This window comes from Pseudomonas sp. LBUM1674, from assembly GCF_059695635.1.
In genome coordinates this window covers 2,136,103-2,161,964 of record NZ_CP166779.1, presented here as the reverse complement: position 1 = coordinate 2,161,964, position 25,862 = coordinate 2,136,103, and the positions used below count along the sequence as shown (strand labels likewise).

General features: G+C 57.3%; 20 protein-coding genes and 2 pseudogenes. 8 read left to right on the top strand and 14 right to left on the bottom strand.

The window, feature by feature from the left end; translation table 11 throughout:
* The first annotated feature begins 282 nt into the window (after positions 1 to 282).
* Positions 283 to 1,551, top strand: a complete 1,269-nt coding sequence (locus ACA067_RS10235) for an anaerobic sulfatase maturase (RefSeq protein ID WP_497461633.1) — start codon at positions 283 to 285, stop codon at positions 1,549 to 1,551.
* A 74-nt stretch (positions 1,552 to 1,625) separates the two neighbouring features.
* On the opposite strand, the gene ACA067_RS10230 is transcribed toward ACA067_RS10235, so the two are convergent.
* The 9 genes from ACA067_RS10230 to ACA067_RS10190 all read right to left on the bottom strand — a co-directional run bounded on the left by ACA067_RS10230 (position 1,626) and on the right by ACA067_RS10190 (position 14,887).
* On the bottom strand, positions 1,626 to 3,026 hold the full coding sequence (locus ACA067_RS10230; protein WP_497461632.1) for a DUF1254 domain-containing protein: 1,401 nt from the start codon (positions 3,024 to 3,026) through the stop codon (positions 1,626 to 1,628).
* A complete protein-coding gene (locus ACA067_RS10225; RefSeq protein ID WP_497461631.1) occupies positions 3,023 to 3,418 on the bottom strand; it encodes a cupin domain-containing protein in 396 nt (131 codons plus the stop codon). Before ACA067_RS10225 ends, ACA067_RS10230 begins: the two co-directional genes overlap by 4 nt.
* A gap of 26 nt (positions 3,419 to 3,444) precedes the next feature.
* A complete protein-coding gene (locus tag ACA067_RS10220) occupies positions 3,445 to 3,927 on the bottom strand; it encodes a hypothetical protein (RefSeq protein WP_497461630.1) in 483 nt (160 codons plus the stop codon).
* 27 nt (positions 3,928 to 3,954) lie between these two features.
* A complete protein-coding gene (locus ACA067_RS10215; protein ID WP_497461629.1) occupies positions 3,955 to 6,390 on the bottom strand; it encodes an efflux RND transporter permease subunit in 2,436 nt (811 codons plus the stop codon).
* A gap of 36 nt (positions 6,391 to 6,426) precedes the next feature.
* On the bottom strand, positions 6,427 to 7,503 hold the full coding sequence (locus tag ACA067_RS10210; RefSeq protein ID WP_497461628.1) for a WD40/YVTN/BNR-like repeat-containing protein: 1,077 nt from the start codon (positions 7,501 to 7,503) through the stop codon (positions 6,427 to 6,429).
* An 80-nt stretch (positions 7,504 to 7,583) separates the two neighbouring features.
* Positions 7,584 to 8,945, bottom strand: coding sequence for a DUF1329 domain-containing protein (locus ACA067_RS10205; protein ID WP_497461627.1), 1,362 nt, complete (start codon positions 8,943 to 8,945; stop codon positions 7,584 to 7,586).
* Positions 8,946 to 8,976: 31 nt separating this feature from the next.
* Positions 8,977 to 10,815, bottom strand: coding sequence for a DUF1302 domain-containing protein (locus tag ACA067_RS10200; protein WP_497461626.1), 1,839 nt, complete (start codon positions 10,813 to 10,815; stop codon positions 8,977 to 8,979).
* A gap of 69 nt (positions 10,816 to 10,884) precedes the next feature.
* Positions 10,885 to 12,048, bottom strand: coding sequence for a thiolase C-terminal domain-containing protein (locus ACA067_RS10195; protein ID WP_497461625.1), 1,164 nt, complete (start codon positions 12,046 to 12,048; stop codon positions 10,885 to 10,887).
* Positions 12,049 to 12,220: 172 nt separating this feature from the next.
* A complete protein-coding gene (locus tag ACA067_RS10190) occupies positions 12,221 to 14,887 on the bottom strand; it encodes a helix-turn-helix transcriptional regulator (protein WP_497461624.1) in 2,667 nt (888 codons plus the stop codon).
* Positions 14,888 to 15,193: 306 nt separating this feature from the next.
* On the opposite strand from ACA067_RS10190, the pseudogene ACA067_RS10185 reads away from it, so the two are divergent.
* Positions 15,194 to 16,101, top strand: a pseudogene (locus ACA067_RS10185) (IS3 family transposase); the annotation flags it as partial.
* Positions 16,102 to 16,407: 306 nt separating this feature from the next.
* Here the strand turns inward: ACA067_RS10185 and ACA067_RS10180 are convergent.
* Positions 16,408 to 16,656: pseudogene (locus tag ACA067_RS10180) on the bottom strand (reverse transcriptase domain-containing protein); the annotation flags it as partial.
* A 152-nt stretch (positions 16,657 to 16,808) separates the two neighbouring features.
* Here ACA067_RS10180 and ACA067_RS10175 point away from each other — a divergent pair.
* The 6 genes from ACA067_RS10175 to lepB all read left to right on the top strand — a co-directional run bounded on the left by ACA067_RS10175 (position 16,809) and on the right by lepB (position 21,784).
* Complete coding sequence (locus tag ACA067_RS10175) at positions 16,809 to 17,795, top strand: arsenic resistance protein (RefSeq protein WP_497461623.1); 987 nt, start codon at positions 16,809 to 16,811, stop codon at positions 17,793 to 17,795.
* 612 nt (positions 17,796 to 18,407) lie between these two features.
* Entirely contained in the window at positions 18,408 to 18,725 is a 318-nt protein-coding gene (tnpA, locus tag ACA067_RS10170) for an IS66-like element accessory protein TnpA (RefSeq protein ID WP_497461622.1), read from the top strand.
* Positions 18,722 to 19,057 carry an IS66 family insertion sequence element accessory protein TnpB gene (gene tnpB / locus ACA067_RS10165; protein ID WP_497461621.1) on the top strand — a complete coding sequence of 112 codons (336 nt, stop codon included), beginning with the start codon at positions 18,722 to 18,724 and terminating at the stop codon, positions 19,055 to 19,057. Before tnpA ends, tnpB begins: the two co-directional genes overlap by 4 nt.
* A gap of 83 nt (positions 19,058 to 19,140) precedes the next feature.
* On the top strand, positions 19,141 to 20,739 hold the full coding sequence (gene tnpC, locus ACA067_RS10160; protein WP_497461620.1) for an IS66 family transposase: 1,599 nt from the start codon (positions 19,141 to 19,143) through the stop codon (positions 20,737 to 20,739).
* Complete coding sequence (locus ACA067_RS10155; RefSeq protein ID WP_497461619.1) at positions 20,732 to 20,938, top strand: hypothetical protein; 207 nt, start codon at positions 20,732 to 20,734, stop codon at positions 20,936 to 20,938. The genes tnpC and ACA067_RS10155 overlap by 8 nt, the downstream gene beginning before the upstream one ends.
* Positions 20,939 to 20,998: 60 nt before the next feature.
* A complete protein-coding gene (lepB, locus tag ACA067_RS10150) occupies positions 20,999 to 21,784 on the top strand; it encodes a signal peptidase I (RefSeq protein ID WP_497461618.1) in 786 nt (261 codons plus the stop codon).
* Positions 21,785 to 21,817: 33 nt separating this feature from the next.
* Here lepB and ACA067_RS10145 read toward each other — a convergent pair whose 3' ends face one another.
* The 4 genes from ACA067_RS10145 to selD all read right to left on the bottom strand — a co-directional run bounded on the left by ACA067_RS10145 (position 21,818) and on the right by selD (position 25,695).
* The gene (locus ACA067_RS10145; protein ID WP_497461617.1) at positions 21,818 to 22,153 is read right to left on the bottom strand and encodes a methyltransferase domain-containing protein; all 336 of its coding nucleotides are present in this window, start codon (positions 22,151 to 22,153) and stop codon (positions 21,818 to 21,820) included.
* A gap of 108 nt (positions 22,154 to 22,261) precedes the next feature.
* A complete protein-coding gene (gene chrA, locus ACA067_RS10140) occupies positions 22,262 to 23,455 on the bottom strand; it encodes a chromate efflux transporter (protein WP_497461616.1) in 1,194 nt (397 codons plus the stop codon).
* Between the two features lie 105 nt (positions 23,456 to 23,560).
* Positions 23,561 to 24,661, bottom strand: a complete 1,101-nt coding sequence (gene mnmH, locus ACA067_RS10135; RefSeq protein WP_497461615.1) for a tRNA 2-selenouridine(34) synthase MnmH — start codon at positions 24,659 to 24,661, stop codon at positions 23,561 to 23,563.
* Positions 24,661 to 25,695 (bottom strand): selenide, water dikinase SelD, encoded by a 1,035-nt coding sequence (gene selD / locus ACA067_RS10130; protein WP_497461614.1) that lies wholly within the window; start codon positions 25,693 to 25,695, stop codon positions 24,661 to 24,663. Before selD ends, mnmH begins: the two co-directional genes overlap by 1 nt.
* Positions 25,696 to 25,862: the final 167 nt, after the last annotated feature.

Here is a 25,862-nt window from a genome sequence, read left to right as displayed (position 1 = left end):
TTCAAGGCCTGAACAGAAACCCATGGCCCGACGAAACAGGTCCACGCAAGGCGGCCTCAGCCGCCAAAAAGCAGGTCGCTCTGGAATACATGCTGTATCACTTCATTGATGCAGACCCCACCCGAGCAAGGGAGGGTGCAGCACTTTTATGAACCTCTAACTACCGACAAACACCACGATTGCCCCCCAGTCATGGGGGGCGGCTAACGAGCATTCTCCCCCTAGCCTCTGACGTTGAAACCGCAGCGACCTGCTGAGCGGTCCGCACGCGGCTTGCCAACCATGCCTACCCAAGAAACTCCGGTCCAAGGTCTGCACCTAATGGCCAAACCTGTCGGGCCAATTTGCAACCTTGATTGCAGTTACTGCTTCTATCTCGAAAAAGAACAACTGTATCCACCCCGGGAGCGCTTCAGCATGACGGACGAGGTGCTGCGCCTGTATGTGCAGCGCTACATCGCCGCGCAACACACCCCGGAAGTGGAATTCACTTGGCAAGGGGGCGAGCCGACGCTGCTGGGTCTGGATTTTTTCCAGCGTGCGATCGCTTACCAACGTCAATTCGCCGGTGACAAGATCATTCGCAACACGTTGCAAACCAATGGCACCTTACTCAGTGATGACTGGTGCGCGTTCCTCGCCCGCGAAAATTTCATGGTCGGTATCAGCCTCGACGGCCCCCGCAACGTCCATGATTTGTATCGCCCCGACAAACGCGGCCGCTCCAGTTTCGACGACGTCATGCGCGGCATCGGCCTGCTCAAGCGACATAACGTGGAGTTCAATGTACTAGTCACCGTCGCCCGTGAAGTGGCCCGTTATCCCTTGGAGATCTATCGTTTTCTCAAGACTGAAGGGGTCCGCCACATTCAGTTCAACCCGGTGGTGGAGCGCCAGCCCGGCCCTGCGCAAGTCAGTCAGGGCCTGCATTTTGCCGTGCCGCCGGAACTGCGCTTGCACGCCTTGCCGGAGCCCGCATCCGTCACGGTGCAAAGTGTCGAGCCTGAGGTTTATGGCGACTTTCTGATTGCCATTTTTGATGAGTGGGTACGCCACGACGTCGGTGAGGTTCATGTCATGAACTTCGAATGGGCGCTGGCCTCCTGGTGCCAGCTCCCACCCTCGGTGTGCCTGTTCAGCCCGCGCTGCGGCAAAGCGGCGATCGTGGAGCACGATGGCAATGTCTACTCCTGCGATCACTACATGTACCCCGAGTACTTGCTCGGCAACCTTGAGACCGATGACCCTGCCGTGTTACTCACTTCCCCCGCTCAGCAGGCGTTCGGCGCCGCCAAGGAGGAGAAACTACCTGCCTACTGTCTGCAGTGCGATTATCGCTTCGCCTGCCATGGCGAATGTCCGAAAAATCGCTTCATGAATGCGCCCAACGGCGAGCCTGGCCTGAATTACTTATGCCCCAGCTACAAGAAGTATTTTCGGCACCTGACCCCCTACATGAATGCCATGGCCGAACTGGTCAGCCACCGTCAACCGGCATCACTGATCATGCAGGCCTTCGACGGTCCACTGATCGTGCCTCTGAGCAAATAACAGAGCAACTGACGACAAAAACAAAAGCCCGGTAACGCATCGCGTCCCGGGCTTCTTTTTGCTTTGCTTTTGTCTTACTTCATTTGTTCCAGAGGTGGCGCAGTCCAGGTACCCGCCAAGGCTGGCTCTTTCGGCCAGTACAAGCGCATGTACATGGCAAAGGGACCCTTCGGCGCAGGCACCCAGTTGGCCTCCTTGTCCTTGCCTGGGGATTTGTGCTGGATGAGCAATGTCACGCCACCGTCCGCATCGCGCTTGAGCTGGGGCAGCATCGGCGAGTTGATCAGGTAACGATTCAAAGGATTGTCGACGAGCCAGCTCCCCGGCAGCTCATACATCGTCAGCGACCAGAACGCATTGACGGGTGGTAGCTGATCAGGCGCGAATCGCAGGCTGTAACGCTTGCTTCCATCAAGTTTCTGCTTGTCGGCATCGACACGGTAGAACGGATACATAGCCTCTTGCCTGGAGGCGCCATAGATACCAATCGTCCCGAGCATGCGGTTCAGGTAGTTGTTCTTCATGACCTCGCGCGAGCCGAGAATATCGCCCGATGTCAGCGTTCCCTCATTCAGCTGCTTGACGCCACCGGCAAAGGCATCCCAGGCATCGGCCATGCCTTGCTCGATGGCGGCTTTCATCTCAGGGCTGAGCTTGGCTGGATCGAAGTCTTTTCCGGCGCCGATACCGATCTTGGCAAAGCGCGCCATCAGGTCTTTTTCGGAAGGATCTGTTGGGCAAAACTGCAGCAGGAAGTTCAGCGTACTGAACAACTGCAGGGAGGTCTTTTGCGCCTCACGACTGAGTGGCTTGACGAAATCAATCAGCGGCGCGGCTTTCACCGGGGCGCGACCGAGGAACGTCGACAGTGTCTGCACGGTGTAGCCGGCCTGAACCTTCTTTACGTCCTCGATATCGCCTGGACTGAACAATTGCGTGCGATAAATTGCGAGCGTCAGGTCTGTTTCAGCACGAAAGACTTTCTTGATCCCTTTGGGCGTATCACCTTTCCAGTTTGGCCCGACGATCAGGAAACTACCGCCCTCGTTGCCGGTGGTGCGGCTGCCGATATAGTCGGAATTGAAGGTGTAGAGATCAGTGAGCTGGACACTGAAGTAGCGCCCTTTCTCGATGGGGGGCATCGTGAGGACGACGGGTTCAGCGCGCAGATCAAGGCCCGCCCATGAATAGGGGGTATCAGAGTTGGGCGTCTGGACTGCCTTGTCCGCGGGGGTATAGACGCGAGGCGTGTTGTGAATCTGGTTCCAGGGACCTTTGTACTCTGGATTCTGTTGATCCACGAAATACCCATGTTGAATGCGGTAGTTGTCTACCATCGGGTAGCCGTAGATGTAGGCTTCCTTGGCGATGGCCCGTGCTTCTTCAGGGCTCACACCTGTCTGGGCCTGGACCGTCGGAAGGCCCACCAGCAATGCTGCTGCGCAGGCTATAGCTTTCAACCGGGTGCGATTCATTGATGTGTCCCCCTCTTATCGATATCCGTGGTTGCCGAGAAGAAGCTCTTGCGCGCCGTTGCTGACTTTACATGCCAGATAACGGTTGCTCCTTTGCTGATAAACCAGCTACGGCCATCGCCACCTTTATAGGTAACGCTATTGCCGGATTCATCGGTGATTTCAAGTTCACCCTCAATGAGCGTTGCCAGTTCGCTAAATGGATAAGTAAAACTGAAGCTGCCTTTCGTTACTTCAAATAAGCCCGTGGTCAATGACGAATCTCCGCCGCCAAAATCCACACGGGCATACAGTTTTATTTCGGAGCCAGACAACGTTTTTGCGCCTAAGTCCTCAGGTGAACCGATGTAAACGAGCTCATCATTTTTATTTGAAGGTGAGTAGGTAATCATGGAAGTTCCTTTGTTCTATTTATTCTTCAAGGCTTGGGCAAGGGATAGCGCAGCTCCACGATCATTTCATCCAGAGACCCTTCTGATTGACCTTCGCTTTCCATGGCCAGCCATTTCAGGATCGCGGACTCGTGGTGGACCATGGATTCGGCGACATCGCGGTCTTCTTCAGGGCAAATGCGGGCTATTTCTTCAAAGCGCGACAGGAACGCTTCCACTGCGGGCTTGATGACAGCAGAAAATTCCTGAAGGTTATGGGTCGCCTGATACGCGCTGACAATGGTCTCGATATCACCTGGTTCGATGTTCTCGCTCAGGGATATGCCGTATTTCACCAAGAACGGACGCAAGCGCGCCTTTGTTTCGGTTTCCAGTTGAAGCAACGTGCCAAAGTGGTATTCGTCGCGTTTGCTTTTTGCCGACTTGATAAGTTCGAGCGCGAGCTTTTCACCAAAAATTTCGCTCTCATATAATTCTCTGACCCACGCTGGATAAGCCACGCTATTCATTTTGTTATTTCCTCTTTTGGCTTTGTTTTAATGCGCGCGTTTGAGCAGGAAATGCGACAGCGCCGGGATCAACACCAACGCGCCGATCATGTTCCAGATGAACATGAACGTGAGCAGAATGCCCATGTCGGCCTGGAACTTGATCGGTGACCAGGCCCAAGTGATTACGCCTGCGGCGAGTGTGATACCCACCAGCGCCACCACTTTCCCGGTAAACGCGACGGAGTTTTTGTAGGCCTCGGTCAACGACAGACCGGCACGTTGCTGGGCCAGTTGCACGCTGAGCAGGTACAGCGCGTAGTCCACGCCAATCCCCACACCGAGGGCGATCACCGGCAAGGTCGCGACCTTCACGCCCATGCCCAGCCAGACCATTAACGCCTCGCAAAGAATCGAGGTCAGCATCAACGGCACCACCGCCACGATCACCGCGCGCCAACTGCGGAAGGTGATGAAACACAGCACGATCACCGCGCCATACACGTAGAACAGCATGGTGCGGTTGGCCTCGCGCACGACGATGTTGGTCGCGGCCTCGATCCCGGCGCTACCGGCCGCGAGCATGAACTGACGATCGTCGTTGCTGTGTTCCCGAGCGAACTGATCCGCCACCTTCACCACATGATCGAGGGTTTCGGCCTTGTGATCCGACAGATACGCAATCACCGGCATCATCGAACAGTCGTTGTTGAACAGTTCAGGGTTGTTCACCGAAGCCTGTTGCGCGCCGTAGTTGAGTACATCCTGATTGCGCGCGATGGTCAGCATTTTCGGGTTGCCTTCGTAGGAACCCGCCGTGATCTGGCGCACGGCATTGACCAGCGACACGGTGGTCTGCACGCCCGGTTGCTGTTGCAGCAACCAGCCCAGGCGATCGGCCTCCACCAGGGTTTCGTACTTCAGGCAGCCTTCGCTGGCAGTTTTGACCATGACTGCGAACTGATCGCTCGACAGCGAATAATTCGCGGTGATGTAGGCGTTATCACGGTTATAACGCGAATCGGTCCGCAGCTCCGGCGCCCCCGGATCGAGATCGCCGATCTTCAAGTGCGCGCTGACCACGAAGCCACCCACCGCCAGCAGCCCGGCAACCACCACCGCCACCGTCGCCCAACGACGTTCGGTAAAGCGGTCGAGCAGGCTCCACAGACTGCCCAGCCCCTTGCCCTTCAGCTCCTGGCTTTCCTGACGCAGGGTCCGCGCCGCAGCCTTGGGACTGACACCGCAATAGGACAGCAGCACCGGCAGCAGCACCAAATTGGTAAAGATCAACACCGCGACACCGATGCTCGCGGTGACTGCCAGATCCTGAATCACCGGAATGTCGATCAACATCAGCACCGCAAAACCCACGGCATCGGCGAGCAACGCCGTGAGCCCCGCGAGGAACAAGCGGCGGAAGGTGTAACGCGCGGCGATCAGCTGGTGAGTACCGCGCCCGACGTCCTGCATGATCCCGTTCATTTTCTGCGCGCCGTGGGATACGCCAATGGCGAACACCAGAAACGGCACCAGAATCGAGAACGGGTCGAGTGCGTAACCGAACAGCGTGACCAGCCCGAGTTGCCAGGCCACGGCGATGACCGAGCACAAAATGACTAACGCGGTGCTGCGTACGCACCGGGTGAACAAATAGATGATGGCGGTGGCGATCAGCGCCGCAGCGCCGAAGTACATCATGATCAGCATCAGCCCATCGATCAGGTCACCCACCAGTTTGGCGAAACCGATGACGCGGATCTTGATCGGACCTTTACCCTCCTCCCCGGCCTTGTGCACCGCGCCGTTGTCCGCAAACTCGAACTTGTTGCGCAACTGCTCTTCGAGCATGCGCGAGAAATGGTGATAGTCGATCGCCTGGCCGGTGACCGGGTCTTTCTCCAGCAGCGGCACAAAGATCATGCTCGACTTGAAGTTGTTGCCGACCAGGCTGCCGATGATGCCGGAACGGGCGATGTTCAAGCGCAGTTGCTCGACGCCACTGGTCGAGCCGTCATACGAATCAGGCATCACCGGCCCGCCACGGAAGCCCTCCTCCGTGACCTCGGTCCAGCGCACGGCCGGCGTCCATAACGACTTCATCCAGGCCCGGTCCACGCCCGGTGTCAGGAACAGCGCGTCATTGACCTGCTTGAGCACCTCAAGGTACTTCGGGTCGTAGATGTCGCCATCGGTATTTTCTACGACCACCCGAACGGTATTGCCCAATCCCCGCAGGGACTGGCGGTTTTCCAGGTAGTTTTTGATGTAAGGCTGGCTCTGCGGAATCATCTTTTCGAAGCTGGCGTTGAGCGTCAGCCGCGTGACCGCGAAGTAACTCAACAGTACGGTCACGATCAGGCAGGTCAGCACCACCAACAGGCGGTTATTGAAGATCAGGCGTTCGAGGAAATTGCCGGAGCGTGCATCGAAGCCCTTGAGCTCCTGGATCACCGGCATCGTATCGTGGTTGTAGTTACCCATGACGTTTGTCGTCTCTTTTTATTATGTGAAGAAGGCTTATTCGAAGGGCAACTGACGCAAGCCCTGGGCACCCGCGACCAGCAGCGAACCCGGCCCGGCAGCCAGTGCTGCAGCAACCGGGGCCGGTCGGTTTTGCGATTGCTGGGTAAAGCTTGCACCGTCATCAACGCTGACCAGTACATGGCCGGCCTGGCTGACCAGGATGATTCGGCCGTCTGGCGTGACGGTACCGGCAGTGATGCTCAGGGATAAGCCCGGTTCGACCTTGTTCCATTTCGCCCCGTCATCGACGCTGCGGTACACGTTGCCGCGCAGACCAAACACAATCACAACGCCCGGCTTACCGGTGATACCGAAATAGCTGCCGCTGTAGGGTGTCGGGACGCTGACGAAGCGTTGCGTGGCCGGGTCCAGTTTCAACACCAGCCCCTGTTCACCGACGATGTACAGGTCATCGCCGATCGCACGCATCCCGTACAGATTCAGCGCTCCCGGGTTGTCGGTGCGGTCCATCAACGGCACCCAGGTCCGGCCGCCATCGTCAGTGCGAAAAATCAGGTTGAACGCGCCGACGACGTAGCCGGTTTTCTCATCTGAGAACCACACGTCCAGAAAGGGTTTGTCAGCCCCTTCATCAATCATTCGCCGGGCTTCATCCACTAACAAAGCACTCGCGGCGTCATCCGGCTGTTGCGCCTGCAGGCGCTGATAGTGGTCGAGCATGATCTGCCCGACCTGACGGCCATCGAGCTGGCGTTTCCAGGTTTCACCCTTGTTATCGCTGTGCAATACAACGCCGTCGTGCCCGACGGCCCAGCCCTGCGTCGGAGTCGGAAACTGCACCGCCACCAGATCGGAACTGACCGGCACTTCTGCCTGGCGCCAGCGGACGCCGCTATCATCGGAATAAAAAATATGGCCGCGCTGGCCCACGGCGATCAGTCGCTGACCCGCACTAGCCAGGCCGGTGAACATGCCTTGCAAGGCCTTTTCGCTCTGAATCGCCGGGCTCGACAGCGTGTCGACAAACTCCGCAGCGATGACGTGACGGGTGAACGGCAAAGCCAGTGCCACGACCAGTGCAGAGAGCACGGCCCATCTGAATGTATTCATGACGTTTACTCGGGCAAAAAAAGCCGCCGAGCAGTGCGAGGCACACTGCTGGCGACAAAAAAACACCTGGGGATGGCGGCTTAGCGAATGCCGGTGCCAGCCAATGACTCAGGTGCCCACTGCGCTTTCGAAAGCGGGTCGATGTACTTGATGCCGCCGTACGGGCCGTAGATGCCGGTGATGTTGTAGCTGCCGGAGACAAAGTCATAAATCATGTGGTTGTCGGAGTTCGGCGCCTGTACGTCGTAGCTGTAGGCCAGGTGCGCGAAGGAGCCGCGGTACAGCTTGCCGCTGGCGTCGTATTCATCCGAGGCCAGGGCAATCCAGCTGTCTTCGTCGAGGTAGAAGGTGCGCTTGCTGTAGATGTGGCGTTTGCCCGGTTTCAGCGTCGCTTCGACGACCCACACACGATGTAGCTCCCAGCGCATCAAGTCGGGATTGACGTGGTTCGCCGTGGTGATGTCCGCCGCTTCTTTGTGATAGTTCAGCTTGTAGGTGTTGTAAGGAATGATCATTTCCTTCTTGCCGACGAGTTTGAAGTCGTATCGGTCCATCGCACCGTTGAACACCCACGCATCGTCATAGGTCGAGGCACCGGCCGAGCCCGGGTTCGGCGTGTCGTAGGCGATGTCCGGCGCGAGTTTGATCCGGCGTTGGCCCGGCAGGTATTGCCAGCCACGACGCTCCATTTTCAGAGGGTTGACGGCATCCTGCACCAGGATGGCTTCACCCGCACGACGGGCCGGGGCCTGGTAATAGAGTTTGGTCTTGAAGAACAGATCGCTCTCTTTTGCCGGCTCGGTACGCTTTGGATCGTAGAGCGGGTATTCCAGATAGGCGTTACCGGTCGTGGCCAGAATCGCCTTGCCGGAACCGTCGACGTTCCAGGAATCGTATTTGAAGTTGGTGGCGTAACCCTGATAGCGCAGCAGGTGGTTCCACATGGCTTCATAGCCATCTTTCGGAATGGGGAACGGTACGCCAGGCAGCGCGTTTTCCAACGCGACACCGCCCTCGAGCGTTTTGGTGCCAACGGCATTTTTCGCGGTGTTATCCAGTAGCCGTTGAGGCAATGCAACGCTACGATGGGTCGGGAAAACATCGACCCTGAACGTTGGGTAACGCTTGAGCAACTCTTGAGTGGTGGCGGTCAGTTTGCCGGCGAAATCGGCGGTATTTTTGCCCGTAATGACGGCGCGTGGCTTGTCGCTTTCGAAAGGATCGGGGCGAAAGGAACTGCCGGCCTGGAAAGTGGCCGGGTTGCTGGTCAGTCCACCCGTGTAAGCCGGAATGCTGCCATCAGCGTTGCCGGCCTTTTCGGCCCCGACGCTGGTCAGACTGGTACCAAGTTTCGCGGCTTCGTCCTGGGACACTGCCGCATGGGCAGTCCCTGTGATAGCCAACACCAAAGTGCTGGCGAGTATGGATTTGGCAAATTTCATCGATTGTCTCCTATGATGAGGCACGCTTCGGTCAGAAGGTCGTTTTAAAAGTGAGGGTGACCATGCCGCGATCGCTGAGCTGAGCGAAGGTGCCGGCAAAAGCGGTCGGTTGGCCGGGAGTGCAGTTGTACTGGCCATTGGCTCCTGGCGCGGCTCCGTTGCCCTGTGCACCACCGGCTGTCGCGGCACCCGCCGCATTGCAGGTGTCGATCCCGCCGAAGTTGTCCACGTACTTCAGGTCGAAGCGGTACTGGTTGTGAACATCCATGCCGACGCCGACCGAATAGTTGCCTGCGCCTTCGTTACCGCCCAGTTGCACCGCGGAATCGCCTTTGAGGCCGACGTTGTAGGTGAGCGGCATGTACATATCGATGCCGGGGACCACCTGGTACCAGGTCGGGTTGAAGTTGATGCCCAGGACGTAGTTGTCCTTACTGACCTTGTCAGTGCCGCGGTACCAGCTCTCACCCTTGAACAGCTGTTCGTTTTCAGTCACATCCAGCCAGCGGCTGTAAGCGAGCTCGACCAGCAGCGTGGAGCTGTCCCAGACAGGCGTCGCACCGAAGGTGGTCAAACCGTTGAGCACCGCATGCACTGTGTTGCCTCGGGCGACAGCGTTATCACCGTCAAAACTGCTGATGAAGCCTGGCAAACCGGCCGCACCCGCTGCCGGGCTGACGGTGGCCGGCACGCTGGTCAACGCCATGTTGTGGCGGTAGTTGACGTCGAGGCCAACGCTGACGCCTTCGATGTTCTTCGACAGGCTGATGCCGTAGATATCGATGTCATCGACATAGAACTGGTTGTAGCTGCCAGCATTCCCGGAGATCAGTTGTGCGGGCCCGACAGCCGTTGGCTGCAACACAACGTTTGGCAGAATGTCGGAGGTTTTGCGGTAGTAGAAACCCAGCGTGCCTTGCAGCCATTCCGGGCTCCACTTGGCCATCAAACCAAAGTCGCCGAGCTTGTCCGGGGTGTAGGTATGCCCATTGGAAAGCCGCAGGAACTGGTTGGCGCCCAGTGGCCCCGGGGTACCGAAAAACGGATTCTGCCCGCCAATCAGCGACAGGTTGTGCCCGCCGCTCTGGATGCCGTCGTTGAACCCCAGGTAGGTGCCCGACTCCGGTAGACGTGCGGCATCCCAATCCAGGAAGTATTGCGCGCCGACGGTCAGTTCCGGGTTGAGCGTGAAGCTGGTGGACAACTGATTGCGCGGAATGAACAGTTCTTTGGCTTCTGTTCCCGGCACAGCCAGAAACTTGGAAAGGTCAAGGCCGGACTGCCCGTAACTGTTGCCATGGGCAAAGGCCAGTAGGCTTTCACCCCAGTAGAGGGTGTGCTTGCCTGCCTTGCCACTGAGCAGCGATTCGTCACCGATTTCCGTACTGCCAAAGACGAAGGCATCGAGAATTTCGGAAGAGGGACCGTTGTAATAACGATCGGCGTAACCACTCAGGTGCCGGGAATCCGGTCGACCGTCGTTGAGTTGGTTGGTCGACGCATTGTCACTGCCGACATCGTCGTAGGCATGGTCGTACCAGGTATTGGCGCTGACGCGGAAACCGGCCTTCTGCTTGTAAACCACGTCCAGCTCGGACAGTACATCCACGCGCTGAGAGACCGGACTGCCGGATGAGAAGTTGCGATCTCCGTCATTGTTGTTCCAGGAATTGGCCAACTTACTGTTGGCGGCTTCCACACGCTGGGCGTAGTTGAGCTTCACCGTGTTGTCGAAGCGAACCGCCAGGTCTTCGTTCCCCGTGTCAATTTCCAGTGCCTGTGCCGGTGTGATGCCCAGGCCCGCCAGGATGGCTGAAGTCAGCAACCCCCTGCGGAGGTTTGCATGGCAGATCTTATTGTTTTTGTTCATCTAACTTGCCACCTGCTCTATGGTTTACGAAATGTCATCTGTCGCATCTGCAGTTCACTGAGCCTCCTCTCAGGTGCGCTGCAAAAGGGTGATCGACACAGCCCGTCCGAGGGCGGTGCTGTGCTGAAGCGCCGTACGGGCTCCCGGAATTTGCCGGCCCTGGGCCATGCCGCGCAGTTGCCACACCAGCTCGACCAATTGCGCCAATCCGGTGGCACCCGGGGCGTGCCCACGTCCGAGCAAACCGCCTGAGGGGCAGATCGAGTTCGCCTGGCCTTTCAATCGGTGACCGAGTTGCACAAAGCGCTCGATCTCGTCCTCCTGGCAAAAACCCAGGGCAGCGCTGTTGACCATGAAGTCACCGACGCTCTGGTCATGCAGCTCAACCACATCGATGTCTTCTGCGCCCAGCCCGGCCAGTTGATAGGCCTGCTGCGCTACTCGCCGTGTGGTCGCTCGTCCCAGCACATCGAGCACACAGCCGCCCTCCTGTTCCGAGGTGCTGTCACTGCCACGGGCACTGGCCAGTACCGTGACGCCAGCCCGGGCGCCGAAACGCAGGGCAAAGGCCGGTGAGCAGATCAGCACCGCCGCTGCACCGCTGGCCGGCGGGGACAAGTAAGGCGGCAGCCAGCCATCGCGATCCGGACGGCGATTCAATAAGGCGTCGGGATTGACCGAGGCCTGGGCCCACGCCCGGTTGAGCACCTGATCGAAGCTGCTCTCGGAGATCCCCATACGGGTCAACAACCAACTGGTTTGCGCCGCAAAAAGTGCGGCCGGCTGCTGTCGGCGCTCGAGGAATACAACCGGATCCCTGGCGCGCAGGTCCCTTGCGAAGTCATCGCGAACGGGATCCTTCAGTCCAAAAAACTCACGATTGGAAATCCGTGCGGGCATGCACTCGACACCCACGACCAATACACACTCGGCCTCACCGCATATCACGCTATGGCGGGCCAGCTGAAAAGCGCTGCTGGCCGCTGCACACCCATCGCTGAGGCTGAAGACCGGCACACCCGAGTAACCAATCCGGGACAACATCTGCTCTGCGACACTGGCGTCACCGTGTACGCACGAGGTAAACACCTGGTCGACCAGGTCGTAGTCGATTCGCGCATCTTCCAATGCCGAGCGGATGGCCTGACCTGCCAATGCGGCATGGCTATCGCAACTCCCCAACGGGATGAACGGTGTCATACCGGCCCCGGCGATCAGCACTTTCTCAGCCATAACCCTTGCTCCTCGCCAGCCGATATGCAGCGGCAGCTCTTCTTGGAGCCAGACTATTGCGTGCCCATAGCCGTCACCCCCCCATCGTCAGGGGGTATAGGAATCAGGATGGGGGAGTCGAGGAATGATCCGGGCGGATCAACATTGGTATACAGCGCGGGGTGGTCGGGACTCAGCCCGCCGTTTCGAGAATCCCAAGCATGTACGCCCGAGCGACGACATGCTTACGGGTACCGGCCTGGAATTTTCCAAACAGGTTTTTCAGGTGCCACTTCACCGTTTCCTCGCCGACATTCAAGGCCAGGGCGATTTGCTTGTTCGACAGATTGCGCGCCAGCAATTGCAGCACCTCACGCTCCTTGGGGGTCAACAGTCGACTGGGCGAAACGCTTGACGTCGCCGACTCCACTCGCGAAACAGGGGCGACCAGAGGCGAAGAGCCTTTCGGCACGAGCGTTTGGTGCTGAAGCTTTTGCACCCATTTGACGAGATCGGGATGCGTGTCCTGCACGACTCGCTGCAATTCGTACTCCTGCGCCAGGCTGACGGCCTCCAATAAACAGGCAGTGCCATCTTCTCCCAACGCGTCGAGTGCCAACGCCCGGAGCAGCTTGATCTGGACAATTTCCCGACCGCGCCGCAAGTGCTCAGCGGTCTGGTTCACGCTTCCCAGTACCAACAACAACGCCGGCCAATCTTTTTTCACCAACGACAAATAGCTGTTGGCCAACCCAACCAGCAAGGCCAGCTCCGGCCCCAGCAAACCTTGATTTTCACGGGCAATGAGTGGAACGACATCGTCCAGCCGTCGCCATAACGCGTTGCAGGTATCAATCCGCCCCTGCAACGCGTGCAGACGAATCTGCTCGCCCAGCGAAGCAATGCAGAACCGAGGGATACTTCGCTCTTCACCGAGGGCGAACAAAGCTTCCAGAATGTCCTGCCCTCGATGTCCCTGCCCTTTTAGCTCTGCCAGACGCGCGGCCGTGAGAAAGCCGAGCACAATTGCGTGCGGCGAAGCCAGGCGTTCCACCATATCCAGTCTGTTCGCCATTACAGTGCTGGCTTCTTGAAGCTCGCCTCGCTCCAACAATACGGTGGCGAGACTGCAGGCCAACATGACTGTCATCGGACTGCGTCGACCAATGTCCCGTTCCGCGCGCAACAGGCTGTCGCGCAACGCGGCCTCTGCCGGCACCATTCGCCCTTCGCACAGGTACGTCAGACCGACCACCCATTCACCAAAGCCGCGAATGGCATCCAGTCCCGGCGTCCAAGCGTAATGCGGTGCACGCTGAAAGATACGCCGGGCTTTTTCCGGCTGCCCCTGAAACAAGGCCAGCCGCGCAATCTGATTGGCCACAATGGCTTGCAACTTGATTGAGAACGAAGGCAATCGATCGACCCAAGGCGTGATGAGCGCCAGCGATTCGTCCGGACGGTCGGCAAAGTAAGCAGCGGCAGTGGCAATGGCCGCGGCTTCGCAGCGTGTGGCCTCATCGGCAGACGGGTGCTGCTCAATGCTGGCAATCAATTGCGCCGCTTCAGCCTGACGCTCACCCATGGCCAACGCCCAGGCCGCAGCTAGACATATACCCGGACGAGATAAAACATCCGCAGGCTCAAGCTCCTTGATCCATTCCAGTACTCGACTGAACTGCCCCCGTAACATGACATCGTAGAGGCAGGCTTCGATCATGATGAAGGCAGGCTTTGAAAGGCCGGCTAACAGGTATTGCCGGGCAGCCTGTTCCAGGAAGCCGTTTTGCTCCAGCCACAGCGCCGCCCGTTCGTGAAACCCCTGACGCTGTTCCAGCGGCAGACTGGCAAAACGACCAAGAAGAAACTCGCGCGCCAACGGATGAAAACGTACCCAGTCACTGTCGACACCCTCGACGAAAATTGGCGTCGAAACACACAACACCTTGAGCAGTTCATCCGCCCGAGGGTTATCCGTCAGTGCGATGCACAGAGAAGGTTGAACCGTCTCCAGAAACGCAATGCTTACAAGAAACTGCACCTGTTCATCCGGCAGATGAGCAATGAGACTGTCGACGAAATAGCGCTGGATATCACCGGAACACGTCGACAACTCTTCAATGGCAGCACGCAAGTTCTGGCTTTTTTCCATCGCGGAAATCGCCAACTGCAAGCCCAGTGGCCAACCCTCGGTGATCTCATGCAGGCGTACACAGAGATCGGTATCGATCAGCGCACCAAAACGGCCATTGAGTATTCCAACGGTTTCTTCTACCGCCAGACGCAGGGCGGGTGTGGTGATCGTTGCGTAACGTCCGCTCGCCATCAGGTCGGCCACTTGCAGATTCAAGCGTCCGCGAGAGGCCATCATGATGCGCAAATTAGCCGGGGCGTTGTGCAACAGATAGGTCAACGAATGACGGACGGTGGCTTCGAGCAGGGTGTCGGCCTCATCCAGAATCAGCACGGTTTCGCTGCCCAGGTCAGCCACTTCTGCCAACCATTGAGTCAGTCCTTCCAGTTCGTCGCTTCCCTTTCCTGGCATGCGTTCGGCAGAGCGCGCGAAAGATGAACGGCCACTGCCAATGGCCATGGCGGCTGCCAGTCCGTAGACAAAACGCTCAGCATCATCGTGAGCATCGAGTGTGAGCCAGGCCACCACCGCCCCAAGAGACAGGCATTCGCGGCGCCATTGGGTCAACAGGAAGGTTTTGCCGAAGCCCGCCGGAGCCTGGACAGCGATGACGACCTTTTCCGCGAGTTCCGGGGAGTCAATGCACAGGCGACTACGAACCTGCGCAGTTTTCTGGCTGCGCGGTGGTGTCGTTTTGAGAATTAATTCAGGCGATATGGGATCCATTCGTGAGGACCTCGCTGCAATGTCGATAGCTGTCGAAGCCTAGGAGACGACGGTGTCTGCCGTATACCTTAGGATGAGTCCTCTCGACTCGCCATCACAACGCTAAGCGTGACAAGTCCCTCCGGATATTCAGACCTGTTCTGCAAGACCTGTAACAGCGTGCGTCCCGTATCAGGACCACTACTGTCCTCTCTAAACGGATAAAATATCAACTGGCATTCTCTCAGATCGCCAGACACTTCTGTAGTGGTCTAATGAAACCGGACACCCATTGAGGCGAGAATGCTCGCCAGATCGAGGTGTCAGATGACCAAACAACGCCGTTCCTTTTCTGCTGAATTCAAACGCGAGGCTGCCGACCTCGTGCTCAAGCAAAACTACAGCTACATCGAAGCCAGCCGTTCACTCGGTGTCGGCGAGTCGGCACTACGCCGCTGGGTCGATCAGGTTCAGCAGGAACGCCAAGGAGTCACCCCGCAGAGCAAAGCATTAACCCCGGAACAGCAGAAAATCCAGGAGCTGGAAGCCCGGATCGCCCGCCTTGAGCGGGAGAAATCGATATTAAAAAAGGCTACCGCGCTCTTGATGTCGGAAGATCACGAGCGTACGCGCTGATCAATCAGCTGAGCGTCCATGAGCCGGTTGATTGGCTGTGTAAAGTGTTTGAAATCAACCGCTCAAGTTACTACGCCCACCGCCTCAAGCGCCGAACGCCTGATGTCGAACGGCTTCGGTTGCGCAGCCGGGTGAGCGAGTTGTTTTCACAAAGTCGCAGTGCTGCCGGCAGCCGTAGCCTTCTGTCGTTGATGCGTGACGATGGTGAGCAACTCGGTCGGTTCAAAGTGCGCAGCTTGATGCGTGAGCTTGACCTCGTCAGCAAACAGCCAGGTTCTCATGCCTATAAACGAGCGACGGTTGAACGACTCGATATCCCGAATACCTTGAATCGGGAGTTCGATGTCCCGACACCCAACCAAGTCTGGTGCGGCGACATCACCTACATTTGGGCCCAGGGGAAATGGCACTATCTGGCTGTCGTGCTGGATCTTTGCGCGCGCCGTGTGGTGGGCTGGGCATCGTCGGAAAAGCCGGACGCCGAGCTGGTTATCAAGGCGCTGGATATAGCTTACGAGCAACGAGGAAGGCCTCAGGGCCTGCTGTTTCACTCGGATCAAGGGTCGCAGGGCGGATTCAACCGGTCGTCGCAACACCTTTGATCGAGGTGGTTATGGGACAACGCGCCGTGAATCTGAAACACGTTCTTGGCCAAGTCGACCCCAATGCGCATAAGCTTCATGTGTGGACTCCTTCTCACAGTTGACTGCGGTTCGCACCTTCAGTCTGGCACTCAAGATGCCGAAGTGAGGAGGAGTCCATCCCATTGCTTTTGGCCGATTTCTGCCTGTTGCCCAGGTCAGCTATGGGTCGTTATGAGCCTCTCAGCTTCGATTTGTGGCTGGTCAAATCCCCCAGCAATCGGCAGTCAAGTCCAATGCAATTGACTGACCGTCCGATCTGTGATCCGTGATCCGTTTGCGTAAAGGCCCCATCAAGATGTCGTGATCGACCCGGCCGAAGAACTTCTCCAGATCCACATCTACCACCACTTTGCGACCCGAGGACCCATAGCGCTGAGCCGCCGAAACGGCGTCCTGCGCGCAGCGTCTCGGACGAAAGCCGTAGCTGTGTACACTGAAAGTTGGATCAAGTAATGGCTGCAAGACTTGCAACAGCGCTTGCTGGATCAAACGGTCGGTGACCGTCGGGATAAGCCAGTCAGCATTTCTTCGACGCCCCTATGGGTGTTCCGTCAAGTACCAGTGACGGTCTTCGCACGCCATTAGAAATACAAGCATGACTCGACGGACGAGTTACGGTTGCATAGGCTGACGGCCTTTTTTGATATCCGAGGGGGGGCACTATGGATAGGGATACACTTGAACAGAACCAGATACCAGTCTATTTCGTCGCAGTAATAGCCGCTGCAATCGGCGGGCTGATGGCGCCTACAGCAGCGCAGGGGTTGAATGCTTTGGTGACCCCGACCATCGCTGTGCTGATGTACGCGATGTTCCTACAAATCCCCTTTCTTGACCTGCGCGAAGGCCTGAGCAACAAACGCTTCATGTCGGCCTTGCTTATCGCCAATTTCGTACTGATTCCGCTATTAGTTTGGGGGCTCACTAGAGGTCTCACGGATCACCCGGCGATCCTTGTTGGTGCTCTCCTGGTACTGCTGACCCCCTGTATAGACTACGTAGTGGTGTTCACTCACATCGGCAAGGGCGACTCTCGCGGGATCCTCGCGACAACCCCCATTTTGCTACTGCTTCAGCTTGTGCTGCTGCCGGTGTATCTGGCCTTTATGTTGGGAGGGCAGTCCGAAGTCGTGATTTCGATTGGCCCATTCGTTGAAGCGTTTCTCGTACTGATTGTCGCGCCTCTATTGTTGGCGGTGGTTACAGCCGCTCTGGCCAAACGGTCGAAAATCGTCGGTGGTTGGAATGCTGCGTGGGCATGGCTGCCTATCCCTGCAATGGCAGCGGTGCTGATCGCAGTGGTCGGCTCTCAAATTTCATCGGTGGTTCGCGACATCGATAAGCTTGCACCTGTAATCCCTGTCTACATCGGCTTCATGCTGCTGGCACCGCTGATGGGGGCTTTGGCGTCGAGAGTTTTCAAGCTACCGTCCACGACGGCTAGAGCGGTCACCTTCAGCTCAGCAACCCGTAACTCTCTGGTAGTGCTCCCATTGGCGCTGGCTTTGCCTGAAGAAATTCGTGGCCTTGCTGCGGCTGCGGTGATCACCCAGACCTTGATCGAGTTGGTGGGTGAGCTAGTTTACATCCGAGTTATACCGGCTCTCGTTTGGCGAGAAAAATCGCAAATGGCACCGATGCCTCGGTAGAAGCGACCTTCATCATCCTGACGGTACAAGTCGCCTTAGCGTGTCTGGTAAGGCGATAGAAATCATTGCGGCCACAAGGACAAAGCGATGGAAACCCATAAACACAGCCAGACGGGGAGCTTCTGCTTCCAGCATGGTGTAAGTCATGGGTTCGAAGGAGGGAGAATCGGGCTGGGGCTCGGACTAGAAGTCCCGGTCAGTTCTTCCGACAGAAGCAGTACACGAAATTTTGAGTAGTACCAAACGGGGTATGGTGTTCTTCCTTCTCATGCCTGAGCAATTCAAAAGGGGCTCCAAACTCATCATGCAGTTCATCGGCTGTATACCTTTTCACCGGTAAGCCACTGCACTGGGTCGGCCCATCTTCCGAAAATGTAGCCACAATCACAAAACCGCCAGGCTTTACGCACCGTAAAACAGCTTCAACATATGCTGCACGCTCGGCCTCAGCGGTAAGAAAGTGGAAAACAGCTCGGTCGTGCCAGACGTCATAGGACAAAGGAGGAAGTGGAGTAAGCGTCCGGCAAACACGCCTTCCTGACGCCATCGCTTAGGGCGATGGTGTCCACCTATTTAAGTGGACACCATTTTTAGACCCACAAGCGGATCACCATGCGCCAACGAACCTCTTATCCAAAGCTCTTCAAAAACCAAATCGTCCAAGAATGCCTCCAACCGGGCGCCTCTGTTTCCAGTGTCGCAATGAGTCACGGCATCAACGCTAACGTCGTGCGCAAATGGTTGCCGCTTTACCGCGATCAAAAGCTCACTGATTTGCCCGCTTTCTTGCCGGTGAAGCTGGAACCAAACATTCAGAGCGAGAAGTCCGTCAGCATCGAGTTGTCATGCGGGCAAAGAACGTTGACCGTGAAATGGCCGGCCTCCGATCCTGATGGCTGTGCCCGATTCGTTCGCGGACTAACGCAATGATCCGCATCGACTCCGTCTGGCTCGCCACCGAGCCCATGGACATGCGCGCCGGCACTGAAACCGCGCTGGCGCGAGTTGTCGCGGTGTTCGGTGCGGCGAAGCCGCACTGTGCCTATCTGTTCGCCAATCGTCGCGCCAATCGCATGAAAGTGTTGGTGCATGACGGCGTGGGGATTTGGCTTGCAGCCCGGCGCTTGAATCAAGGACGCTTCTTTTGGCCCGGCGTGCGGCACGGCTCTGAAGTCGAGTTGGATGCAGAGCAACTTCAAGCCTTAGTGCTCGGTTTACCTTGGCAACGCGTCGGTTCCGGAGGAGCCATCACGGTGCTCTAATTCGTATGCCATGGCGCGCTTGCCAGCGCAATTGGCCCATCAGTCTATCGCCGCCATGAGCCCTCTCTGGCAAAATCGGCGGCATGACTTCGCATCCGAATCTCGATCAATTGAACCCTGAAGAACTGCGTGCCTTGGCGGCGCAGTTGATCCAGCGCGTCGAGACGATGGACAAGCAAATCACCCATCACAAGTCGGTCAACGAGAAGCTGACCCACGAGATCGCGCTGCTCAAGCGCTTCAAGTTTGCCAAGCGCAGTGAGCAGCTAAGTCCGGATCAGGCCAGCTTGCTCGACGATTTGATAGATACCGATATCGCGGCTATCGAAGCGGAGCTTGAGGCGCTGCAACCGGCAGCTGTCGAAGCCAAAGTGCGCCAGCAACCCAAGCGCGCACCGCTGCCACCGCAGTTTCCTCGCACACTGATTCATCACGAGCCTGACAACAGCCACTGCCAGTGCGGCTGCGCCCTCAAGCGCATCGGCGAAGATGCCAGCGAAAAGCTCGACTACACGCCCGGCGTGTTCACCGTCGAGCGCCACATCCGTGGAAAGTGGGTCTGCGAACAGTGCGAAACGCTGATACAGGCGCCGGTACCGGCGCACGTCATCGACAAAGGCATCCCGACAGCGGGCCTGCTGGCCCACATCATGGTGGCCAAGTTCGCCGACCATCTGCCGCTGTATCGCCAAGAGAAAATCTTCGGCCGCGCCGGGCTGCCCATCGCCCGTTCGACCTTGGCGCAGTGGGTGGGCAACTGCGGCGTGCAATTACAGCCGCTGGTTGATGCGCTGCGCGAAGCCGTGCTGACGCACAGCGTCGTCCACGCTGACGAAACGCCGGTACAAATGCTGACGCCTGGCGCGAAGAAAACTCATCGTGCTTACGTCTGGGCCTATGCCACCAGTCAGTTCTCCGATCTGGCTGCGGTCGTTTACGACTTCAGCCCGAGCCGTGCTGGCGAACATGCTCGAAACTTCCTCGGCCACTGGAACGGGAAGCTGGTCTGCGATGACTTCGCTGGCTACAAGGCAGGCTTTGAACAGGGCGTCACAGAGATCGGCTGCATGGCCCATGCGCGCCGAAAGTTCTTCGACTTGCACACGACCAACAAGAGCCAGATCGCCGAAAAAGCGCTGCACTACATCGCGGCCTTGTATGAAGTTGAACGAGAGGTACGCGAGCTGGAACCGGGTGTTCGGCAGCGAATACGGCAGGAAAAAGCAGCGCCGATTATCGACGCACTTCATACCTGGATGATCGCCCAGAGGCAGCTTGTGCCTGAGGGGTCGGCCACCGCCAAGGCGTTGGATTACAGCCTCAAACGCTGGATAGCGCTGACGCGCTATCTCGACGACGGTGCTGTGCCCATCGATAACAACTGGTGCGAGAATCAAATCCGGCCGTGGGCTCTTGGGCGCTCGAACTGGTTGTTCGCTGGCTCGTTACGTAGCGGCAAACGTGCGGCTGCGATCATGAGTTTGATTCAATCGGCGCGGCTCAACGGGCATGATCCGTATGCTTATTTGAAGGACGTTCTCACACGCCTGCCGACACAGCGGGTAAGCGAGATTGCTGAGCTGTTGCCGCACCGTTGGGTGCCATCGCGTAACCTCCAATGGAATGGCCAGACGCTACAATCATTTGTATCGCCCAGCGCAAGGAAGTACAAGCGTGCTTGATATACTGATCGAAGTGATTTTTCGCGCAATTTGCTTTCCTATTGGTTGGCCCATAATGCGGCTTATCACGCTTGGTAAATATCCATCGAAGGGCTCTTGGTTTGCCTATACACCGGAATCCGAGTGGACTTCCGCAATGGGGCTCGCCGCTCTGGTGATAGCAATAATGGCAGCAATGAAACAGCTCATTTTTCCGTAGTACACCAACAGCACCGTTCGCTACGCTTGCGGCCCACTGCACCATTTGATGGATGTATATATGCAAGCTGTTAACCCTGCCAAACCTTCAGTGGCGTTTCTACTGGGTGCTGTCGTTAGCGGCTGGGGATTATTCTATGCAGGTCGGCCTCGACTTGCCGCAGCGCTCATTGCCGCGCTATGGAGCTGCTTACTGATAGGAGGATGGTCTGGACTGTTTACCAGCCGGCGCGGCGTACTTTTATTGGTCGCGATTATCATAGTGACGAAGTGCGTATCAGCAATTGCCGGTGCCTGGTTTGCGCGTCACCGTATCAAAGTGCCCACCAAACGAGACCATTTTTTCTTCCTTGCAGCGATGGCTGTCAGTCTTTGGCTGTTGACCCAACCAATCACGCGCTCTCGATTGCTAGGAGTTGAAGGTTATCGCGTCCAGGGGAATGGCATGGCCCCGACACTGATGACTGGCGATGCGGTTGTTTGTGATAGTAGGCGTAGAGATTACTCTCTGGGAGATGTCGTAGCTTACGAGCGTGAAGGAAAAGTTGAGGTCAAACGTATCGCCGCCACCGAGGGAAACAGCATTGAGATTATCGACGGCAACGTGCTGCTTAACGGAGAAAACTTTGGGCCGTTTCATTCTTGGTCGCCAAGGGAGAAAAGTTACTCGCAAAGCTTCGAGCGAACAAGGATTCCGCGTGGATATGTTTTCATGCTTGGGGACAACCGCGACAATAGTCGCGACAGTAGATTCGATGGGCCAGTAGCGCTCGCTAGCGTCCGCTGCAAAACCACAGAAATAGTTTACTCCGTTGACGGCAGGAATACCGGGACAGCTATATGGTAGGCATTAACGTTCGCTTAGGAGCAATGCGTTTAACTAGCAAGGTGTAATGGCCGGACGCTTACGAAGTGGAGCGTCCGTGATGTCCCCTACTATCCATTTAACCTCATTGGCACGGCTGCCCAATCGCTGCTTTGAGGCCGCTAGAGCCGCCGCTGACAGATCAAGGACACTCAGATGTGTGAATCCTTTCTCGATCAGGTCATCTACCAACGTGGAGGCGCCGCCTCCTACGTCGATGATTTCTGCCGATGAAGAAACTCCTGTCTGCTGGATCAGCCGCAGGGAGCTTTCAGCATGCTCTTGATACCAGCTCACACCATCGGTTGGCTTAGTGGAGTAGACCTTGTCCCAATGCTCTTTCGATTGCATAAAAGCGGCCTCTTTTGCAGTTCGATAAACATTTTATAATTGCACAATTCCTGAGTTTTGCACTTTTAAGGCCTCCGCCCTGGACACACCAGTAGCAAGCCGCCCCCCTCAAAATACGATGCTTAGCAACCATCCGAGCAAACCACATCCTAAGACGACTAACCACGGAGGAGCCTTCCAAAACATCAAGGCTACGAGGGCCATCAGTGCCAAGCCGAAGTCTTGGGGTTTGAATATGGCACTCGTCCAGACCGGATTGTATAAGGCTGCCACGAGAAGCCCGACCACTCCTGCGTTGACCCCAGCAAGCGCTGCTTGAGTACGAAAGCTATGCCGCAACTGTTCCCAGAACGGCAAGACACCGACCACAAGCAAGAATGAAGGCGCAAAAATCGCGATGAGGCACACCGTAGCGCCAGTCCAACCAGAAGGCTGGACGTTCATGGACGCACCGAGAAACGCCGCAAATGTGGAAAGTGGGCCTGGTACCGCCTGTGCCAAGCCATAGCCAGCGAGGAAAGTGTCGTTGGCTACCCAGCCATTGGGTACCGTTGCCGCCTGAAGTAAAGGCAGCACGACATGCCCTCCACCGAATACCAGCGACCCTGCTCGATAAAACGCGTTCACCATAGCAAGCATTGGTGAAGGCCAAACCTGCATCAGTAGTGGCAGGCCAACCAATAGGCTGAAGAACAGCACGAGCGACATTACGCCCACCTTGCGGCTGACCGAAATTGGCATAGATTCCGCAGCCAGGCCTTGAGCTGGTTTAAACAGAATTAATCCAATGGTGGCGGCGCAGACGATCACACCGATCTGCCCCAATGCGTTGGGCCATAGAAGTGCAACGCAGGCAGAAAAAGCGGCGATAGTCACCCGAGGTACATCGGTGCAAAGATTGCGCGCCATCCCCCACACTGCTTGAGCAACGACCGCGACCGCGACGATCTTGAGACCGTGCAGTACGCCGACCGGGAAGGCATTTCCCCACGTAGACATACCCTGAGCGAACAGAACCAGGATTATTGCCGACGGTAATGTGAACCCTGCCCATGCAGCGACAGCTCCAGAAAACCCGGCACGTGATAGTCCTAACCCTATGCCTACCTGGCTACTGGCAGGCCCCGGAAGGAACTGGCATAGGGCGACCAGATCGACATAGCTGCGCTCGCTGAGCCATTGGCGCCGAGCAACGAACTCCTCGCGAAAGTACCCCAAATGCGCAATCGGGCCTCCGTAAGAAGTTAGTCCCAAGCGCAAAAACACCAGAAACACCGACCATGCGGAATCAGATGTGACCACCTTGGTACTACTTTCTACTGACAATGCTTACGCCCCCCCAAAGTGACCGCGTAGATTGATCGCTAATTCCCATTCAGGCGCAACTCTACTATTCAATCAGCCGGCCTAGCGATTGGCTTTCCGTTCAGCCAGATAAGCGATCACCGCTTTGTGCTCTCCAGCAAATTCGATACGAGAGGCTTTGATCTCTCGCTGGTAGGCGTACATCGGGTCGTAATACTCGCGCAGCAGCCCTTCGATCCAGCCACGGTGCAGCTCCACCGCGCCGCTGCGCTGTTGCTCATCTAGGGCAACCTGCATGATTGCCTGCAGCCTTTGATGGCGCTCGCCGCCCAGGCGCTTGTAGATTTTATCTAGGCTTTGCAGCAGGCGCCCGGCGAACAACCTGAAGCCGCTCTCCTCGCTGTGGAGGGCGACGAACTCGGCGCAAAGATTCACCACATAATCACGCAGGATGCGCTCGACGCGGTTGTCGAAACTGTCCTCAAGCCACACCAGCGGGTAGTGATGCATGCCATGGTGCAACGCCAGCGGCACGTTGCAGCTGCCGACAAGGCGGCTTTCGTCTTCGACTACGAATTGTTCGATGCCCGCCGCACGTTTCTTGAGGATGTCGAGGGCAATGCGGTTCTCGAAATCGATCTGCGCCGGCTGGCCAGCAGCGCGCTTGCCGAAGCTGGAGCCTCGGTGGTTGGCATGACCTTCCAGATCCACAGCATTGGGCAGTTGCGTAAGCACATCCGTTTTGCCGGTGCCGGTCATACCACCGATGACAACGAACTCACACTGAGCAACGGTCTGTTCAATGGTCTCCAGCAGGAAAGTACGCATGGCCTTGTAGCCACCGATCACCCGTGGGTATTCGATGCCGGCCTCCTTGAGCCACTGCTGGACGATCTGAGAACGCAGGCCGCCCCGAAAACAGTAAAGATAACCCTGGGGATTGGCCTTGGCGAAAGCCACCCAAGCTTCGACCCGTTGCGCCTTGGTCTCACCAGAGACCAGTTGATGCCCCAGCTTGATGGCATCCTCCTGGCCGTGCTGCTTGTAGCAGGTGCCGACCTTCTGCCGCTCCAAATCATCCATCAGCGGCAGGTTGAGCACGCCAGGGAATGCGCCCTTGGCGAACTCCACGGGAGCACGGGCATCCATCATCGGCACGTCGTTGAGAAAGAGTTCGCGGTAGTCGCTACTATTGTCGCGCATTAGAACACTTCTACCGCGTAGGTTTGTCGTTCGACCAAGGTTCCGATAGGCGCCAGCTGCAACCCCAACTCAGCGGAGACGGCGAGAAACTCCGCCTCACCCTCCGGCGTGACGGCGATCAGTAGGCCGCCACTGGTCTGCGGGTCGCACAACACGTCACGCTGCGCGTCACTGATCGGCGCGATCTTATCTCCGTAGCTGTCGAAATTCCGCAAGGTGCCACCCGGCACGCAGCCCTCAGCGAGATAGTGATCGACGCCCGGCAGACGCGGGACAGCGGCATAGTCGAGTCGGGCGGTGAGCTGAGCGCCATCGGCCATTTCCACCAGATGCCCGAGCAGGCCGAAACCGGTCACATCAGTCATCGCCGTGACCCCGGCCAGCTTGCCGAAACGGCTGCCCGGCTTATTCAAAGTGCACATCCAGTCGCGGGCCAGGCCAACATCCTCCGCACGCAGTTTGGCCTTCTTTTCGGCGGTGGTAAGAATGCCGATACCCAGTGGTTTGGTCAGGTATAACGCATTGCCAACGCGGGCGGTGTCATTGCGCTTCATGTGCTTTTTCTGCACGACGCCGGTCACCGCTAGGCCGAATATCGGCTCCGGCGTATCGATGGAATGGCCACCTGCTAATGGAATGCCCGCAGCATCACACACCGCACGCCCCCCTCGGATGACCTCTCGAGCTACCTCCAGCGGCAGCAGGTTGATTGGCCAGCCAAGGATGGCGATGGCCATCAGCGGGTCACCGCCCATCGCGTAAATATCGCTAATAGCGTTAGTGGCGGCGATGCGTCCGAAATCGAAGGGGTCATCGACGATAGGCATGAAGAAGTCGGTAGTTGAGACAACGCCGCGCTCATCGTCCAGGGCATACACGGCGGCATCATCACGCGAAGCGTTGCCGACCCAGAGATTGGGGTCTAGATTCTGCGCGCCGCTGCCGGCGAGGATCACTTCCAGCATCTTGGGGGAAATCTTGCAGCCACAACCGGCACCATGGCTGTACTGGGTCAAGCGGATCGGTTCACTCATGGCAACGCTCTCGGGAACTCGGAAACAGGTGGCAGATTCTAGCAAAGGCGGCCTTTCCCAAAGTGGCTCTTAAAACTTCGTGCGAAGCTAATTCACTCAGCAGAACAATATCGAACCAAAAATCTCCTTCAGCCACGCATCCATAAATCTCGACATATTATTAAGGT

Coding starts and splice junctions, on each gene's coding strand:
- ACA067_RS10235 (WP_497461633.1), top strand. CDS start 283: ATGCCTACCCAAGAAACTCCGGTCCAAGGTCTGCACCTAATGGCCAAA.
- ACA067_RS10230 (WP_497461632.1), bottom strand. CDS start 3,026: ATGAATCGCACCCGGTTGAAAGCTATAGCCTGCGCAGCAGCATTGCTG.
- ACA067_RS10225 (WP_497461631.1), bottom strand. CDS start 3,418: ATGATTACCTACTCACCTTCAAATAAAAATGATGAGCTCGTTTACATC.
- ACA067_RS10220 (WP_497461630.1), bottom strand. CDS start 3,927: ATGAATAGCGTGGCTTATCCAGCGTGGGTCAGAGAATTATATGAGAGC.
- ACA067_RS10215 (WP_497461629.1), bottom strand. CDS start 6,390: ATGGGTAACTACAACCACGATACGATGCCGGTGATCCAGGAGCTCAAG.
- ACA067_RS10210 (WP_497461628.1), bottom strand. CDS start 7,503: ATGAATACATTCAGATGGGCCGTGCTCTCTGCACTGGTCGTGGCACTG.
- ACA067_RS10205 (WP_497461627.1), bottom strand. CDS start 8,945: ATGAAATTTGCCAAATCCATACTCGCCAGCACTTTGGTGTTGGCTATC.
- ACA067_RS10200 (WP_497461626.1), bottom strand. CDS start 10,815: ATGAACAAAAACAATAAGATCTGCCATGCAAACCTCCGCAGGGGGTTG.
- ACA067_RS10195 (WP_497461625.1), bottom strand. CDS start 12,048: ATGGCTGAGAAAGTGCTGATCGCCGGGGCCGGTATGACACCGTTCATC.
- ACA067_RS10190 (WP_497461624.1), bottom strand. CDS start 14,887: ATGGATCCCATATCGCCTGAATTAATTCTCAAAACGACACCACCGCGC.
- ACA067_RS10175 (WP_497461623.1), top strand. CDS start 16,809: ATGGATAGGGATACACTTGAACAGAACCAGATACCAGTCTATTTCGTC.
- tnpA (WP_497461622.1), top strand. CDS start 18,408: ATGCGCCAACGAACCTCTTATCCAAAGCTCTTCAAAAACCAAATCGTC.
- tnpB (WP_497461621.1), top strand. CDS start 18,722: ATGATCCGCATCGACTCCGTCTGGCTCGCCACCGAGCCCATGGACATG.
- tnpC (WP_497461620.1), top strand. CDS start 19,141: ATGACTTCGCATCCGAATCTCGATCAATTGAACCCTGAAGAACTGCGT.
- lepB (WP_497461618.1), top strand. CDS start 20,999: ATGCAAGCTGTTAACCCTGCCAAACCTTCAGTGGCGTTTCTACTGGGT.
- ACA067_RS10145 (WP_497461617.1), bottom strand. CDS start 22,153: ATGCAATCGAAAGAGCATTGGGACAAGGTCTACTCCACTAAGCCAACC.
- mnmH (WP_497461615.1), bottom strand. CDS start 24,661: ATGCGCGACAATAGTAGCGACTACCGCGAACTCTTTCTCAACGACGTG.
- selD (WP_497461614.1), bottom strand. CDS start 25,695: ATGAGTGAACCGATCCGCTTGACCCAGTACAGCCATGGTGCCGGTTGT.